General features: G+C 37.8%; 17 protein-coding genes. 16 read left to right on the top strand and 1 reads right to left on the bottom strand.

What is annotated here, in order from left to right:
* Nucleotides 1–15 precede the first annotated feature (15 nt).
* The 3 genes from N8A86_RS01705 to N8A86_RS01695 are packed head-to-tail and all read left to right on the top strand — an operon-like array spanning nucleotide 16 to nucleotide 3,982.
* Complete coding sequence (locus N8A86_RS01705; RefSeq protein ID WP_273567500.1) at nucleotides 16–2,106, top strand: ATP-binding protein; 2,091 nt, start codon at nucleotides 16–18, stop codon at nucleotides 2,104–2,106.
* A gap of 44 nt (nucleotides 2,107–2,150) precedes the next feature.
* Nucleotides 2,151–2,609: a hypothetical protein gene (locus tag N8A86_RS01700; RefSeq protein WP_273567499.1), complete on the top strand. Its 459-nt coding sequence runs from the start codon at nucleotides 2,151–2,153 to the stop codon at nucleotides 2,607–2,609.
* Nucleotides 2,606–3,982: a hypothetical protein gene (locus N8A86_RS01695; protein WP_273567498.1), complete on the top strand. Its 1,377-nt coding sequence runs from the start codon at nucleotides 2,606–2,608 to the stop codon at nucleotides 3,980–3,982. Before N8A86_RS01700 ends, N8A86_RS01695 begins: the two co-directional genes overlap by 4 nt.
* 238 nt (nucleotides 3,983–4,220) lie before the next feature.
* On the opposite strand, the gene N8A86_RS01690 is transcribed toward N8A86_RS01695, so the two are convergent.
* Nucleotides 4,221–4,517 (bottom strand): hypothetical protein, encoded by a 297-nt coding sequence (locus N8A86_RS01690; RefSeq protein ID WP_273567497.1) that lies wholly within the window; start codon nucleotides 4,515–4,517, stop codon nucleotides 4,221–4,223.
* 57 nt (nucleotides 4,518–4,574) lie between these two features.
* Between N8A86_RS01690 and N8A86_RS01685 the strand changes: the two genes are divergently transcribed.
* The 13 genes from N8A86_RS01685 (at nucleotide 4,575) to N8A86_RS01625 (ending at nucleotide 15,480) form a co-directional block, all read left to right on the top strand.
* Nucleotides 4,575–5,255, top strand: a complete 681-nt coding sequence (locus N8A86_RS01685) for a DUF6617 family protein (protein WP_273567496.1) — start codon at nucleotides 4,575–4,577, stop codon at nucleotides 5,253–5,255.
* A 109-nt stretch (nucleotides 5,256–5,364) separates the two neighbouring features.
* A complete protein-coding gene (locus N8A86_RS01680; protein WP_273567495.1) occupies nucleotides 5,365–5,658 on the top strand; it encodes a helix-turn-helix transcriptional regulator in 294 nt (97 codons plus the stop codon).
* A gap of 268 nt (nucleotides 5,659–5,926) precedes the next feature.
* Nucleotides 5,927–6,223, top strand: a complete 297-nt coding sequence (mbpA, locus tag N8A86_RS01675) for a mobilization protein MbpA (protein ID WP_273567494.1) — start codon at nucleotides 5,927–5,929, stop codon at nucleotides 6,221–6,223.
* Nucleotides 6,220–7,089 carry a relaxase/mobilization nuclease domain-containing protein gene (locus tag N8A86_RS01670; protein ID WP_273567493.1) on the top strand — a complete coding sequence of 290 codons (870 nt, stop codon included), beginning with the start codon at nucleotides 6,220–6,222 and terminating at the stop codon, nucleotides 7,087–7,089. The genes mbpA and N8A86_RS01670 overlap by 4 nt, the downstream gene beginning before the upstream one ends.
* Before the next feature lie 4 nt (nucleotides 7,090–7,093).
* Nucleotides 7,094–7,561: a DUF6730 family protein gene (locus N8A86_RS01665; RefSeq protein WP_273567492.1), complete on the top strand. Its 468-nt coding sequence runs from the start codon at nucleotides 7,094–7,096 to the stop codon at nucleotides 7,559–7,561.
* 492 nt (nucleotides 7,562–8,053) lie between these two features.
* Nucleotides 8,054–8,341 carry a helix-turn-helix domain-containing protein gene (locus tag N8A86_RS01660; RefSeq protein ID WP_273567491.1) on the top strand — a complete coding sequence of 96 codons (288 nt, stop codon included), beginning with the start codon at nucleotides 8,054–8,056 and terminating at the stop codon, nucleotides 8,339–8,341.
* A gap of 9 nt (nucleotides 8,342–8,350) precedes the next feature.
* Nucleotides 8,351–9,604, top strand: coding sequence for a type II toxin-antitoxin system HipA family toxin (locus N8A86_RS01655; RefSeq protein WP_273567490.1), 1,254 nt, complete (start codon nucleotides 8,351–8,353; stop codon nucleotides 9,602–9,604).
* A 406-nt stretch (nucleotides 9,605–10,010) separates the two neighbouring features.
* Nucleotides 10,011–10,424, top strand: a complete 414-nt coding sequence (locus N8A86_RS01650; RefSeq protein WP_273567489.1) for a C45 family peptidase — start codon at nucleotides 10,011–10,013, stop codon at nucleotides 10,422–10,424.
* Nucleotides 10,405–11,217: a C45 family autoproteolytic acyltransferase/hydrolase gene (locus N8A86_RS01645; RefSeq protein WP_273567488.1), complete on the top strand. Its 813-nt coding sequence runs from the start codon at nucleotides 10,405–10,407 to the stop codon at nucleotides 11,215–11,217. The genes N8A86_RS01650 and N8A86_RS01645 overlap by 20 nt, the downstream gene beginning before the upstream one ends.
* A 174-nt stretch (nucleotides 11,218–11,391) precedes the next feature.
* Complete coding sequence (locus N8A86_RS01640) at nucleotides 11,392–12,519, top strand: phosphatidylserine decarboxylase (protein WP_273567487.1); 1,128 nt, start codon at nucleotides 11,392–11,394, stop codon at nucleotides 12,517–12,519.
* 161 nt (nucleotides 12,520–12,680) lie between these two features.
* A complete protein-coding gene (locus N8A86_RS01635; protein WP_273567486.1) occupies nucleotides 12,681–14,039 on the top strand; it encodes an NAD(P)/FAD-dependent oxidoreductase in 1,359 nt (452 codons plus the stop codon).
* Nucleotides 14,040–14,052: 13 nt separating this feature from the next.
* Nucleotides 14,053–15,066 carry an acetamidase/formamidase family protein gene (locus tag N8A86_RS01630; protein WP_273567485.1) on the top strand — a complete coding sequence of 338 codons (1,014 nt, stop codon included), beginning with the start codon at nucleotides 14,053–14,055 and terminating at the stop codon, nucleotides 15,064–15,066.
* 159 nt (nucleotides 15,067–15,225) lie between these two features.
* Nucleotides 15,226–15,480, top strand: a complete 255-nt coding sequence (locus N8A86_RS01625) for a DUF6090 family protein (protein WP_273567484.1) — start codon at nucleotides 15,226–15,228, stop codon at nucleotides 15,478–15,480.
* Nucleotides 15,481–15,781: the final 301 nt, after the last annotated feature.

Genomic DNA, 15,781 nt, shown 5'->3' with positions numbered 1-15,781 from the left:
CTAAGTACGCAGAAATTGGGTGACCGTCTCGAAATGTTTACAGGGCAACAAGGGAAAGAAAAAAGTAACCATGTAGCATTTGATTGGTCTGAATTTAAGGATGATGTTTCTTTAACATCGGTCCCTTTACATTTGGGCTATAATAAAAAAGTCAAGAATGAACAAGGAACAAAGCTAGTCATAACCAAGCTTCGAGATCCACAAAAATGGAAGGGCAGTTCGTGGGATAGGTTCAGAGGACAAATTTCGCAAATGGTTTTCCCTTTTAAGGAAAAACGAATTTTCGATGTTTATCTAAAGCTGAACGGTAAAAATGAAGACCTTGATGAACTAAGTGAAAGGGTTAGACAGAATAGTGTCTCAAGTTATACTTATAAAATAACAGAAGACAAACTAATGCTAACTGGAGAAGTAAAACTGCGCAAACTGGCAGGAGGAGGAGGAGATGCTTTAAAATTTTATGAGCAAAATATTATGCCTGATAATGGGGCAAACTTCTTCAGTTTTCTAACTGACCCGAAAAATAACAAAAAATATCATCTTACCAACGTTGAGTATTCAGGCAAAAAAGGTCAGCTTTTTACTTTTACGATAGAGAAATCTTTAGCTGATATTTCAAAAGTATCATGGATTATAAAGGATGATAGTAAACCAGATAGATTATCACTAGCTCATCCAGGTGAGTTCAATGGAGAAATAGACGATTTCTTTTTCAAAGACTCTGATACTATTAATCAAGCGTTTGACTCATTGTCGGAATTTAAACGCATTGTGCAAAACCAGGTCGGAATTCGTGTTTTTAGAGATGGTTTCGGAATAAAACCGTATGGTATAGACGGACAGGATTGGCTTAAACTATCACAAGGAGCAACTTCTGGTAGTTCAATCTATGGCCTACGCCCTGGCAACGTAATTGGTTATGTTGCAATTACAGCGAAGGAGAATAGCAACCTTAGGGAGAAGACAGATCGCGAAGGTTTTATGGACAGTCCCTATTCCCGAAATTTTCACCGCTTTATGGGTGAAATCGTAGAGCGTATTAATGATACTTTGGAGAGTACTCGAAGAAGCTTAAATGATTATCGATCAAAAGTCGCCAAGGAAGCAGGCAATATATTATCGATAAGCGAATCCTTTACAAGTCTTAAAAAAGCCTCTGAAAAGGCACACAAATCTACCATTAAGACGCAAAATACGCGCAAGAAAATCAGCGACTTACATATAAAGGCAAGTGAGCAATTTTCAAAAAAAGGTATTGGAGAAAATGAAAGGGCTTTGTTAAACGAGGTCATGAGTTTGCTAGAACAGGCCAGCCGTAATTTAGAAGAGGTTGAAGGCTTGCTGGAAGAAGCAAAGCTTCTGGATAAACATGTCGAGTTTTTACAGCCGCAAATAGAGGGTTTGCAGGAACAGTTAACGGACTTTTCACAATTAGCAGGATTAGGCTTAACGGCAGAAGCACTATCTCATCAATTATCAAACATTCTAGATAGGCTGGAAATCGAAACTGACCGAGTTAGTAAACATATAAGGAGTCAGTTAACTATTGATGGAATACAGGCTGTAAAGCTTTTTATTGAGCATGTGAAGGGAGCTTCTAAGTCATTCAAAAAGCAATTGAGTCATCTTGCGCCGTCATTGAAGTATGTGAGGGAAAGTAGGGAGATTATTGCCGTTGCGGACCTGATTGAAGAAACCAAAGAGTTTTACATAGATCGGTTTGATAAACAGATTAAGGTTGTGGTAATACATAAAGGGACAGATTTCAATTTGAACATTAACAAAGGAAAGATGGTCCAGATACTTGATAACATTATAATTAATTCAGAATACTGGCTTTTACAGAAAAAGAAGAGAGAACCCCAATTCTTACCAGAGATTACCCTTGAAATTCGTGAACCCGTCATTCAGGTTTATGATAATGGAAGCGGTATAGATCCAACTGTTGAAGACCGGATATTTCAGCCATTTATCACCACTAAACCTAAAAAAATAGGTAGGGGACTCGGCTTGTTCATTGTACAGCAAATGCTGGAATCTGAAGGCTGTGAAATACTGCTACTAAACAAAAAAACGAAGCTGGAAGAAGGTACATCTTTCAACTAAACATGGCTGCGGTCATTCCCTAATGAAAAAATGCAAACAAAAATATGTTAGCTAAACCAACTGCAATACCGGAACTAAGTGCGCCTGAAAAGTTAAATCAACTGCTTGATTTGATGCATATTGAAGAGGTCTACTATGTAGATGATTTATTTGATTACAATCCATTGCCAGCTATCTTAAGTCATTCAAAAGATTTATATGAAGCAAAGAATCAAGAAGCACTCAAAGAAATATTTGGCCAAGGAGTTAAGACTAACGTACCGGATGTAGATGTTTTTGGAGATGAGCTAGAAAAACACTGGAGAACACTAAGCAAAGAATCCCAAAGTGAAATTATTTCAAAAGTCGATAAAGTCAGCTTTGACAGTGTTGATTATGATCGAACCAGCAAATTAAAATCCTACTTTCCTGCTGGCACGCTACATACTGTAAGTCCTGATAATTGGGATAATCTATTTGCAACTATTGAAAAAAATATCAGTCCAACCAGAAAAAGGTATTGATTCTCTTTGATCTAGAATTAAAGTATGCCCAAGGGGAACGCTTTAGAAGCGGGGCAACAACAGGTACGGATTTAATTCTATCAGCGAGAAAATCAAAAGCTGGTAAGAACATCGTGTGTGCGCTGATAACGCATCTAATTTCTGAGGTTTCGAAAGAGCTTCCCGAAAGAGACAAAATTGTGGAGAAATCCAATGGTGTTTTAAGAAAAAATGACTTCTTTGCCTTAACCAAAAAGCGCATCAATTATCCTGAAAAGCTATGCGATGGCATTAAAAAGACCTTTTTGAATGAACATTGTGAGGATATAAAAGAAAAAGCTACCGAAATTATAGAAGAAGCCTATAAAGAAGTTATAAACAAACTAAATAGATTAGACACCTACGACTTTGATCATACAATATTGCGAAGTTCATATGGAGAGGGTGTTTGGGAGGTAAATACCCTAATGCGAATTGCAAATAACCTTTATGACCAAAAAATCAAGGAGTTGATGGTCAGGAAGAAGTTTGCCAAAGGTGTAAATCCAGCAATAAAACGGGCAAAGGAGTTAAGTGACATCACATTTAATGTCCCAGCCAATCACCAACCGTACAAGGAAAAATTAACGTTACGACATCACGATATCTATCATCCAGGAAACCAAATCAATGAACTACACCTGCCGCTTGAAAATGGGGATGTATTTGAAATCTACGAGGGGAGTGGTAAAGGGCTTTACATTCTTGTAGCGCAAGAATGCGATCTAATGATGCGTACCAGTAAGGGAGGAAGTGGAGGTGTTAGGGCTGCTAAGACAGCAATGTTACTAAAATTGAATACTTTTTCATTGGACAATCTTGAAAAGGAAATTGAATCACATTTCAAGAAATCGGGAATGTTAATGCATTATTATGCGAATAAATTCAAACTGGAATATTTTATTGAGGGCAAAAAGAACGTGGGTATTGTATACTTCAATAGCGAATATCGAGTTGATCTGGACGCCCTAGATCTTACAGTATTTAATTCAAATGGTAAGGCAAACATTAACCTCTCCGCAAATAAATTTGATACCGATTTGGTGAGTGCAGCATGGGAAATGAGATATGAAAAGCTTTTGAAATACTATACTAAAAAGAATAAACAAATTTTAGAGTTAACTCCAAAACTAGCAGCTTTGAACAATGCAACTAAACAAAAGGTTTTGAGTTCAGTAGGTTGTAAATTAGCCCCTTTACACAATATTGGCAAAGCGACAGTTTATTCCGGTGACAAATTCAACTTTGGTATTAAACGAATAATGCGGTTAAAAAGCGATGGTGCTAATTACTTACTGGATCGCTATTATAAGCACCTTTCCCGAAAGGCAGAACCACATGATTTTGTCGGTTAACACACCCAAATTTCAAGTATTATGAAGGACGAATAAACCATTTTAGACCTGAACTTCATTTTAGATTCACTCGAATCTACTAGTAAGAATTTTCAAGAATGTGAGGGTTATCCAAGCTATCAATACGCGCAAAAGAGAATGAATGAAATCAGGGGTGTTATGGAAAAAGTCATAGCCCTAAAGCGATTACTTTTACGAATTTAGTGACTAACAATAACAACGGGCAGGTATTGACATTTTAAATTTTACGCGTGGCCCTCGAAGAAAATGCGGGCCAGCGATGAAGCGAATTCATGGCTTGACAAAGAGACCAATACCCTAGATTCAAGCCCCTGCGGAAGTCGGCAAACTCTTCCACTTCAATCCTCCCCATACGGACACGTTTCACCGGTCCGTCTGGGAAGTCTTTCCGTTCCGGTTTTTCCGACCCCCTCGGTGCCGCGCGAAAGAACAAGTGGCGAAGGGCCGCTTGACCTTTCCTTCCCCTACCCACAAAAACATTGGATACTTCTGTCCAATTTATGACCCATGACATCGAAAATGAAAAGCGGTATAATTTCTTTTAACTATCTTGAAATCAAGCTTTAGGATAGTGAAAAAGATAATAGACCATATCGCCGATTGGCTTATGACCTTGAACGAAAAGAAAGCCAAGGTCAACGAGGACTATGCCACTTTTATGAAAAGGGGGAACAACGGTCTTATATTCGGGCTGGTTCTTTTCGGGATATTTTTTCTGTATACGGCATTCGACCTGTACAGGGATTATGGAAAATTATGGCTTGCGCTGGTTCCGATAGTTCTGTTCATCATTGTTACATTCAGTCTTTTAATATCGGATGCCTATAAGGACAAATTAAGAAAACGATATAGGAACCCTTCGATGAGACTGGTCGGTTTCCATATGGATTTCAACCAACATATCCTGAGGAGGATATATAATTCATTGATTAGTTATGAATTTTTGGACGAAAACCGGAACGAATTCGAACATTTCTACAATGTTCTGGTGTACGATTTCGACGACCATGAATCCATGCTACATTTCAATTGCACCCAGGCCGAACTAAAGTACATATTGGAAAAATTCAAGCCGTTTAAAAAAGGACTACATCTATCAACTTTTGAACGCTCCGAGAAAATCTACAATAAAGGGGAGTTAATTTCCGCCAAGAAGCTTTCAAAAAGTTATAATAAAAACCCTTTAACAAGAGAAACTGAAGAACTAATAGACTCGTTCTTCGACTTTTTGGGGATATTTAAAAAATCTTAGGGGGAGATTTCCCCTTTTCGCCCTTCCATCTGCTTTCATCCATTTACATTGCATCGCACATTTGTAACACAAGTGGCCGCTTTTGAGGCTGCTTTTAAAGCTTGTAACTATGGAAACGGAAAACGACATGATAGAACTCCTAAAGGATATCAAGGGACTTCTTTCCCATCAGAAGAAAGTGATGAACGTAGATGACCTTGTGGCCTACACAGGACTCTCAAAAAGCAAGATCTATAAACTGACCCAATTGCGTTTGATACCCATGGGCGGCAACAAACACATCCGCCAAAAATTCTTCGACAAGGATATTATCGATGCCTGGCTGTTGGGCGAACCTAATTTAACCGATGATTATTTGGATAGGCAATTTGATAAAAAATTTACACCTAAAAAGAAAAAATAATTCAATACTGAATATCAATTTTTAATCGAGAAAATGATTAAGAATAGTATATGAATACAGAAATTATATAAATGAATATAGTAACCAATTATTATTAGTAAGTAATAATTCGAGATGTGTCATTGTCATGACAAATCTCGCTTTTGCTCCCGATGGGTCGCAAAAGAATAGGAACTGTTAATTGGGTTTTCGATATATAATTTAAAGTTGAAGTTTGATTAGGATTAATTCAAAAAGGGACGGTTTTAAGATTTAAGAAATACCAAAAGTGAAAAAGGAGTTTGTACAATTTAGATGTTCTATTTATGAGAAGAAACTGCTTAGGGTCAAGGCCGATAGGAGTGGACTTTCCATAAGCGAGTATTGTCGCCGTGCTGCTTTTGATGATAGGATTATCGAGCGTTTGACCCAAGAACAAATAGAGATGTACAAGATGCTGACCAAGTACGAAGTCAACTTTAAGCGCATCGGGAACATGTACCGAAAACGCAACCCGAAACTGGCCGATGAAGTGGTGCATTTGGCAAATGAGATACGCAATCACCTTTTGAGTTTCCGGAAATGATAGGCTTGGGAAAATCCATATCGCATACGGGAGCCTCCATGGGCTATGGATGGGATCAAGAAAAGGATGCCGAAGTGGTCTATAGGCAACATCTGTCAGGGGACAATCCCAAGGAGATTACACAGGAATTCAAGATTATACAAATGCAGAACCATAAATGTGAAAAGAACACCATGAGTTTTGTGTTGAGTCCCACCATAGAAGATGGTCGGGAATTCAGGGAAAAGGAACTAAGGGAAATCACGGAACGGTTCGTCAAGGAAATGAGATTAGAGGAACGACAGGCCATTGCATTTGTCCATCGGAACATGAGGCATATACATATCCATTTATACGTGAACCGGATAAATTTTGAGGGAAAAGCTTATAGGGACAACTATATCGGAAAACGGAGCCAACTCGCTGCCGAAAAGGTAGCAAGGCAATTGGGCATGACAACGGTCAGGGAAGTGCAACAACAGAAACTGGACAAGATTAAGGATATACGGGCGGAAATCAAGGAGATACATGAAAAGGTCATGACGGAAATGAGACCCAAGGATTTTGATCAATACATCAAGCAGATGAAACAAAGGGATGTAGAAGTTATACCAAGTATTAATAAGTCAAATCTGTTACAGGGTTTCCGCTTTGAATACAAAGGCCACAATCTGAAAGGAAGCGATGTGCACCGTTCGATGTCCATGGGAAGGATTGCAGAGCGGATCGGGTTTGACGAAATCGTCGCTCAAAAAATTGGAAAGGACAACTCCCTAAAGCTACTTGGAAAAACTGTAGGCGTATCGCCCAACTTTGCGATGGCGATTGCAAAAAAGGCCATCAAAATGGCCGTTAAAAAATCGATTGGATTAGGAATGGAAATGTAATACTATGGCAAAGCTGGACGAAATTATGGAAGTTCTTACCCAAGAAATATCGGGGTTCAACAATTCCATTGGAAAACTGGAAGAACTTTCTAAAAAGTATGATGACACAGAAATCAAAATGGATACATCTCATCTAGAATTCCAAATCAAGGAATTCTTAAGGCTTCAGAACCGCACAAAGGATTCCTACGAAGAACGGATGGAGGAAGTCCTTGAAAAAATTGAGAAGTCCAGATGGACGCCAAAATGGGAGCTTGCGTTGTTCTATATCTATGTAATTATCAATACCATTGCGTTCAGTTATTTCGGCTACTATTATATCAACTATGAACTTAAAATGCAGGATGCTGTAAGTACAGCTAGACAGGAAGGCCTTGGCCGGGCAAGGGGCTATTTTGAAGATCACGAAGTCATCTACAGGGATTTTCAAAGGTGGGCCAAAAAGCAGGACAGCGTTCCAAATCGAGAGTAGGGGTGCGCCCTATCCGGTTTTTGCTTAACGCTAATCTGCCGGAATCGCTACAAAAACCGGACAGGATCCATGCGCAAAGTTTTAAGGTAAGATTTGGGACGGACTTACCCCAAACAGAAATTACCATTCAAATATGAATAAATCAATGTGTTTAGTCAATGGGAATTAGTGCCCTTATGGGCACTTTTTGTGGATAGGGGGAAGGAAGAAAAAGGTTATGAATTGTCATGTTTCAATATAACTTTTTGAGATATTTCGCATACAGGGCTAATATTGGTATAGTACGCTAGGCTCATTTTAGTACAATATTTACCCTGACTTTGTTACAAAAAAATGAAGAAATTACCCTTACTCTGTTACAAATAAGCGTGGAAGTTTATCCTATAAACTCTTTTTAAAAGATGAGTATTCGTTGATTGTTAAAATAATTTTTCATTAAAATGAGCATTATTATACCCAAAAAGAGTATATTTGGGAAAAATATTACCCAAAATGAAAAATAAGAAAGCTGTCCTATTCCCAAAATATCAAAAGATAATGGAGCAAGTAGGGGAAAATATCAAACTTGCCCGTAAGCGTAGAAAGCTTAATACCATTCAGGTATCGGAAAGGGCCGGGATAAATAGACGAACCCTTTACGAAATCGAAAAAGGAAATTCGAAGGTCGCGATCGGATCCTATTTTAATGTTCTGATTGCACTAAGTTTGCAAGATGATTTCTTGAAGTTGGCAACAGATGACGAATTCGGAAGAAAACTACAGGACTTGGATTTATTATAAAAGGGAGGAATGGCACAAGGTAAATTTGACATATACGTGTATGCACATTGGCAAGGAATGCCAGAAGCTAAGATGATAGGTATTCTTGCGGCTCATTATGCCAAAGGGAAAAAAGCCTTTAGTTTCGAATACGATAAGGATTGGATAAAATCGGAACAACAGCTATTGTTAGACCCGGATATCCAATTTTATTCAGGTCCGCAGTACCCAAATAACAAAGAAAACTTTGGGGTATTCTTGGATAGTATGCCCGATACGTGGGGGCGAACCCTAATGAAAAGACGAGCAGCCCAAGAAGCAAGGGAGCAGGACAAAAAAGCCCCTACATTATATGAAATTGATTATTTATTAGGAGTATATGACGAAAGTCGAATGGGCGCTTTACGTTTTAAAATCGACCCCGATGGCCCATTTTTGGATAATAGTGAAGACAATCCGACCCCACCTTGGTCATCGGTTAGAGAACTTCAAGAAGCAGCCAAGAATTTTGAAAACGATACGGACAATGATGAAGTAGGCAAATGGCTGGCCGTTCTCATGGCTCCTGGGTCCTCGTTAGGAGGCGCCAGACCCAAAGCCAATATTTTAGATGAACACGGAAACCTATGGATAGCAAAATTTCCATCCAAAAATGATACTATAGATAAAGGGGCATGGGAATTTTTGACATATCGATTAGCGGTAAATTGTGGTATCGAAATGGCATCTTCAAGGATTGAAAGGATAGCTGGAAACTATCATACGTTTTTTACACAACGTTTTGATAGGGTAGAAAGGGAGCGCATCCATTTCTCCTCCGCAATGACCATGACCGGGAATAACGAGGATACTATACGAGATAGCCCAGCAAGTTATCTGGACATTGCCGAGTTCATCCAAACTAATGGGGTAAACATTGATAAAAACTTGCACCAATTATGGCGCAGGATTGTTTTTAATATTGCGGTTTCAAATACGGATGACCATTTGCGGAACCATGGATTTATTTTGACACCAAAAGGCTGGATACTTTCTCCCGCTTATGATATTAACCCATCAATAGACAAAGACGGACTAGCACTAAACATTGATATGGAGAACAACTCTTTGGATTTGAAGTTGGCCAAAAGTGTAGGAGAGTACTTTCGTTTGGACGATAAACAAATGGATACTATAATCAAAGAAGTTCTAAACTCAGTTGCACAATGGAAGAGAATTGCCAATAAAATCGGAATTCCAAGGGCGGAGCAAGAATTAATGGCAGCTGCATTTGGGAATGGCTAGTTGTCGTATTTGTTGAATATGTCGATAAAACCCAAAAATTTCGACATATTTAAAATATATGTCGATGGGATAAACATCTAGCCATATTACCTTGTTAGAAGTGCCCCATAAAAGGTGAATTAATGAAACTATTAAAAGAGACCACATTTAAAACACTTCCTGCCAACGTTTCTCACTTTCGTTAGATTGTCCCCTAAAACGTCCGATTATGAGGCTCCAAAAGTGGTAACCGATAGCTCAAATAAATTGGTTATAATCAAACTATATATTCCTATATTAGCTAATAATCACACTCACTATTATGACAGGAAGTCGACACGCCACTAGAATTTTATGAAACAATCCCTTTGTTATGTTTTAGTTTTATATAGCAAACGATGTATACGCCGATGAATACGCAATAGCAATGAAAAATAAGATCTTATTACTTCTTTTATCGAACATCTTTCTTTACTCCTGCCTTACTGATGGCAAACAAAAACAGAAGGTCGCTATTGCTCAAAATGAAACACAGGAGGTTGAATTACTTGCTAATGGAAAACTTAGATATATTGAGCTAAACGGAACGCCTTACGAACGTGGTTTAATGCATGGCAAAGTGTTAAAGAAGGAAATACAGGAAGTAATACGTTTGTTCAAAAAGGAGATAGCGCAGACCACTAAGCAGGAGCCAGACCTATTTATTGCGAAGTTTTTAGAGCAAACCGATTATAAAACCGCTGTTCAAAAATGGATGCCGGAAATAATGAAGGAATTACAAGGAATTTCAGATGGTTCCGGAATGGATGGAAACCATCTTTATGCATCAATTAGGAGATGAGTATTGGTTTAATACAAAGGATATTTTGGCGCACAGTTGTAGCTCCTTTGGCGTAAACAAAAGAAACGACAAACCGAGCCTTACAGCCCAAAATATGGATATCCCCGAGTTTTATCATGGCTTTCAAACAGTGATCAAGATCAGTGAACCAAATTCGGATAAGCAAACTATGGTGCTTACTATTCCAGGGCACATAGGCATTACGGGAATGAACAATAAATCAGTGTCCATAAATTGCAATACATTAATGCAATTGGACTATAGTAAGACTGGATTGCCCGTATCTTTTGTTGTGCGTGCTGTTTTAGATAAAAACACACAAAAAGAGGCTTTGAATTTTATAAATGAAATACCCCATGCTTCGGGCCAAAATTATATTATCGGTGGTTCGGAAAAGGTATATAGTTTGGAATGTTCGGCGAACAAAGTAGTTGAATTCCGACCGTTTGAAAACGCAATGTTCACGTATCATACCAACCATCCGATGAGCAATACCGATTTTAATACAAGCTATCTCGCACAATTGGAAAAGAATGATAAGACCATCGAAGAGGGATTGTATGAATGCCAACGTATCAAATCGTTTCAAAAAAGATTTTCGGAGAACACTACGAATATTCGAATTGATGCTATTAAAGACGTTCTTCGTTCAAGGGATAACGATGGCAATGACGTAGTTAGCAATAATTCGACCTACGCCAGTGTAATTTATGAACTTTCAAAAGCCCCCAAATTTATAATTGCTCCGGGAAAGCCGCATGAGCAAGCTTATATTGAAATTGATTTGGATTAAAAAACGGCATACAGCAGGATGGCTATAGGTAATGGCTATTTTACCACTTCCGACAAAAATCTTCGTGTCCCATTAACTATCAGGGCCATATTCTATTTATATTCATTAAGTTAGATGCTTCAACAACACACCTAGTTGTATCCAAACTCCTTTTTGGCAATACAAACCAATCAAATGAAAAAACTAAAAGTTCTTCTTTGTTTAATCGCAATATCCTTTTTTGGATTATGTGCAATTGCCCAAACGGACAGCCCCCCGGTGGCGCAATTGAAATCACTGTACACCAATGACCAAGAGTTCAAGAATACGGTAGATTCAATGTTTGAAAATGTCCGTGATTTGCCAGACGGTACAGGAAACCCATGGAAAAATAAGAACATTGATGATTTAGGGGATTTTTTCAATGACTGGTTCTACTTTTTACCGAACACCCACAATGGTTTAGACAGAATTTTAAAATTTACTTTTCTGTATTACAAAAACCCAAGCGGAATGAAATTTATTCTTGAAGAGCCAGGTCTAAGTTGGACCAACTCATTCGTTGAACAACGCGGAAAGTTCATGGATAGCCCAGCGTCTGCAAAAATAATTGAGGAATGGCTGGCTGACAAAGAGCTTGGAAATGAAGATTTTGTTTTACCACCGGAAGGTTTTAAGTCATTTAATGCATTCTTTAAAAGAGACCTAAAACCGGGAGCAAGACCTATTGATGGTGTTGCTGATAATTCTGTGCTTGTTTCACCTGCAGATGGAGTTATAAACATGATAGCAAATGAATTGCAATTGGATTCCGAAATATCTACCAAAGGCAGAATGACCATGAGCCTAAACGCCCTTTTGGATAATTCGGACTATGCTAAAAAGTTTATTGGCGGCACAGCAATGGCTGTATTTTTAATGCCAGACAACTATCATCACTATCATGCGCCAATTTCAGGAAGTATCGTTGAATCTAATGAAGCTGTCGGGGATAGATACTTCGGTATGCCCGATATGTTAGCTATGATAAATAATGGAAATGTCGGATATAATAAGGATTACAGTGTTTTTGAAAATTTCAGACATGGCTATTTTATCATAAAGACAGCAGCCTATGGTTACGTGGCAATGGTACCGATCGGATTACAGACCGTAGGTTCGGTAGTCTTTGAAACAGCATACAAAAAAATCAATGACGCGAACCCAATACCAATATATAAAGGGGAAAAACTAGGGCATTTTGCATATGGCGGATCTACGGTACTCTTGATTTTTGAAAAAATAGACTTAGTGCTATGTCCGTTCAACAAGGACAACGCATAGGAAGATTAAAAAAATTGAGCATAACAACGTATCCTATGAAAAGCCCTAGTCCTTCCCCTATAGGTATCGGGATTAAAGTTCAATCAAAGGAGTATTCCCTTAAACACCAAAGTGGAAATGCATCAATGATGCTATCCAATTGTTGGCATTAATATCCAAAAATGAAAAAGTTAATCCTAATACTATTTTTTTCACTCGCATTAGTATCATGTAAAACTTCTGATAAGATAGAAAACGTAGTAGTTATTGGTGGTGGACTAATGGGGAGTTCTACGGCATGGGAGTTATCAAAATATGGACAAAATGTTTTATTGGTTGAGCAACAAGACTCGATTTATACTTTTGGTTCTAGTTTCGGCGAAACACGGATTTCAAGAAGCCTTGGGCCAAATCAGGATATTTTTTCATTTCTACAACAGACCTCGGTTAGTGAAACCAAAGATTTGATTGATTTTTTAAACGAAGGGGAATTGGAAGAATTACACGCTATGGAAGAAATCTATACAACTTCCCCGGTAACCTACATGTATTCTAAATCCCAATTAAATGAAGTTGAAGAATTGTTAAACGGACAGCCCGTTAAATATGAATATGCATCAAATTCAGAAGAAGCCAAAGAAAAGTTTGGAATGAAAATTTCCGATACCATGATGGTGATTCGAGAGTTTGAACCATATTCGGGTACCCTTAATCCGAAAGTTTTAATTGAAAAACTACATCAGGGAATACGTAAATCTGGAAATAGAATAGACTATAATCAGAAGGTTACCAGTATAAAAAAAGAGGATGGTATTTATGAAATCAATATTAAAGACACTAAAACCGGTACAAACAAAACCATTTTGAGCAAAAAAGTCATTGCTGCAGCCGGGCCCTATAATGGAACTTTAGTAAAAGATATAGCCCCTTATTTTGACAGTTTAATAAGTCCAAAACGATTATTCCTATCATTTTTAAAAATCGATTCGGATAAATACGCCATGTTTACAATCGACCAGAAGAAAAAACTTCAAGAATCTTATCCGGTTGCATATCTAAATTCTGAAATATTCTATTCCATGATTGAAGAATATGATGAAAAAGACAATCCATTATTAAAGGTTGGCGGACATTTTTTGCGAACGGACATTGAGGATTTGGATAAAGTATGGTCAATGGATTTAACTACGCAAGAAATTAAGTGGAGCAAAGAGAATACAGCAGATTATTTAGTGAAACTAGATTTACCCGTAAAATTTTCAGATTTGGAATATGTTCGGGGTTATTCGTGCGTGTATTCTTTAACGCCATCTGAAATACCTTATGTAAGTCACGCACTAAAAAATGAAACGGAAATTGATTCCAGTTTTGTACTTATTGGAGGAATGTCAGGTGTTGGAGCAAAAGGCTCTCTAGCCTACGGACTAGTTGCTGCAGACCTTATTTTGGGCAAAAGGAATGATTCATCTATGTATCAAAAATCCAAATCAGCTTTAGGGGCGGAGAGACTGATTAAAGACATACAGCATATTGATAACTAAATACTAAACCAGTATGAAAAGAGTACTAACTTGTTTGTTTCTAATTGCAACTTTCGGATGCGAAGAAAAGGCTGACGTAAGTCAATCAGCCGTTACGGAATCGATTCCAGAACCTGATTTTACAATTTCAGTTGAAAAAAACCATAATAAATTCAGTAGCGCTATTCCTTATCAAATCAAAGTTCCAAATGGAAGTGTTGTTGAGGCTTTTACCAAAGAAGCAACTGGAGGACAATTGAATGTAAATTCTACACTAGATGATTTTGAGAAAGTAGATATGGGTAAAGTCCACACCTTAACAGGACCCATATACGTTGAGGGAGCGGAAGTTGGTGATGTTTTAGCCGTTGAGTTACTGGACTTGGAACCTGGAGATTGGGGATGGACTGGTATGGGACCAGAATTTGGGTTTTTAGCCGGTGAAACCGATGCCAAAGGATTTAAAACTTATAAACTGGATAAAGAAAATAATCTTGTACACTTTTCCGAAAACATTAGTATACCTATGAAGCCGTTTCCCGGAGTCATGGGGGTAGCACCAAATACGGAAGAAATGTTAACGACTATTCCACCAAGAGCAAATGGTGGAAATATGGATGACCCAAATTTGGTTAAAGGAATTACCGCATACTTTCCTGTTTTTGTAAAAGGTGCATTATTTTCAATTGGGGACACACATGCGGTGCAAGGTCTTGGTGAAGTTGTTGGGACGGCCGTAGAATGTGATATGCGAATACGATTTCGATTAAGTATCATAAAGGATAAAAAAATAGCAGAGCCCGAATATGAATCAAAAGATTATTATGCGACAACAGGTTTTGGTACAAGTATAGACGAAGCAGCTAAAAAAGCTACCCGATATATGGTAGAACATATTTCAAAAACATATGATATATCATGGGAAGAGGCTTATATGCTTTGTTCACTTATTGGAGATTTAAAAATTGCGGAAGTAGTTGATTTACCGCATATGCTAGTAACCATGCATATTCCCAAAAGTGTTTTCGAGAAAGATAAAAAATACTAATGCCAACGAAGCCTCCTATGAAAAGCTCTTGTCATTCCCGATTGGTATCGGGACTAAAGTTCAAATACACGATTATTAACCAAGACACATAAGTGAAATAAGATTGATGGAGCTATCCAATTGTTGTAGCCAATAAAACCAACCGGTAATCAATAACCAATGATAAAATTCTTTAGAAAAATTAGACAGAATCTGCTGTCAGAAGGAAAAACAGGGAAGTACCTGAAATATGCCATTGGCGAAATACTTTTAGTCATCATTGGTATTTTAATTGCCCTTCAAATCAATAATTGGAACGATATTAGAATTGAAAGAAAAGAACTAAACATTGCTTTGCATGCCATGATTGAAGAATTGAATGAGAACCTTCAGTTTTTAGAAACAGAAAAAAAGACAAGCAAAAAAAGTTATTAGCTATAAACAACTATAAAGACAGTGTTGGTTCAGCCGAAGAACAAGTGTACATTGTATTTGCAGTTAGTGACGAGATCAAGTCAAAGGAGTTTACCACTATTTATGTAGCGCTAAAAGAAGAAAAAAATCCGCCTAATCCAATCTAAAGAATTACGCAAACAAATTACGTCATTTTATGAATACGAACTGGCCAGTATTAGAGATGCCAATACCTGGCACGAAAAGTTTGTAGGTGAGAATATAGACCCATATATACTGGAGTATATCCCTTTCGTCGATACAGGTGAAGTTGATCCTGATG

It is taken from the genome of Maribacter halichondriae (assembly GCF_027474825.1).
In the GTDB taxonomy this organism is placed as follows: domain Bacteria; phylum Bacteroidota; class Bacteroidia; order Flavobacteriales; family Flavobacteriaceae; genus Meishania; species Meishania halichondriae.
This window is presented reverse-complemented; position numbering and strand designations above follow the sequence as displayed.

What these genes read in the sequence shown, in the direction of transcription:
- N8A86_RS01700 (WP_273567499.1), top strand. Translation starts at nt 2,151, where the DNA reads ATGTTAGCTAAACCAACTGCAATACCGGAACTAAGTGCGCCTGAAAAG.
- N8A86_RS01690 (WP_273567497.1), bottom strand. Translation starts at nt 4,517, where the DNA reads ATGTCATGGGTCATAAATTGGACAGAAGTATCCAATGTTTTTGTGGGT.
- N8A86_RS01680 (WP_273567495.1), top strand. Translation starts at nt 5,365, where the DNA reads ATGGAAACGGAAAACGACATGATAGAACTCCTAAAGGATATCAAGGGA.
- N8A86_RS01670 (WP_273567493.1), top strand. Translation starts at nt 6,220, where the DNA reads ATGATAGGCTTGGGAAAATCCATATCGCATACGGGAGCCTCCATGGGC.
- N8A86_RS01665 (WP_273567492.1), top strand. Translation starts at nt 7,094, where the DNA reads ATGGCAAAGCTGGACGAAATTATGGAAGTTCTTACCCAAGAAATATCG.
- N8A86_RS01660 (WP_273567491.1), top strand. Translation starts at nt 8,054, where the DNA reads ATGAAAAATAAGAAAGCTGTCCTATTCCCAAAATATCAAAAGATAATG.
- N8A86_RS01655 (WP_273567490.1), top strand. Translation starts at nt 8,351, where the DNA reads ATGGCACAAGGTAAATTTGACATATACGTGTATGCACATTGGCAAGGA.
- N8A86_RS01650 (WP_273567489.1), top strand. Translation starts at nt 10,011, where the DNA reads ATGAAAAATAAGATCTTATTACTTCTTTTATCGAACATCTTTCTTTAC.
- N8A86_RS01645 (WP_273567488.1), top strand. Translation starts at nt 10,405, where the DNA reads ATGCATCAATTAGGAGATGAGTATTGGTTTAATACAAAGGATATTTTG.
- N8A86_RS01640 (WP_273567487.1), top strand. Translation starts at nt 11,392, where the DNA reads ATGAAAAAACTAAAAGTTCTTCTTTGTTTAATCGCAATATCCTTTTTT.
- N8A86_RS01635 (WP_273567486.1), top strand. Translation starts at nt 12,681, where the DNA reads ATGAAAAAGTTAATCCTAATACTATTTTTTTCACTCGCATTAGTATCA.
- N8A86_RS01630 (WP_273567485.1), top strand. Translation starts at nt 14,053, where the DNA reads ATGAAAAGAGTACTAACTTGTTTGTTTCTAATTGCAACTTTCGGATGC.
- N8A86_RS01625 (WP_273567484.1), top strand. Translation starts at nt 15,226, where the DNA reads ATGATAAAATTCTTTAGAAAAATTAGACAGAATCTGCTGTCAGAAGGA.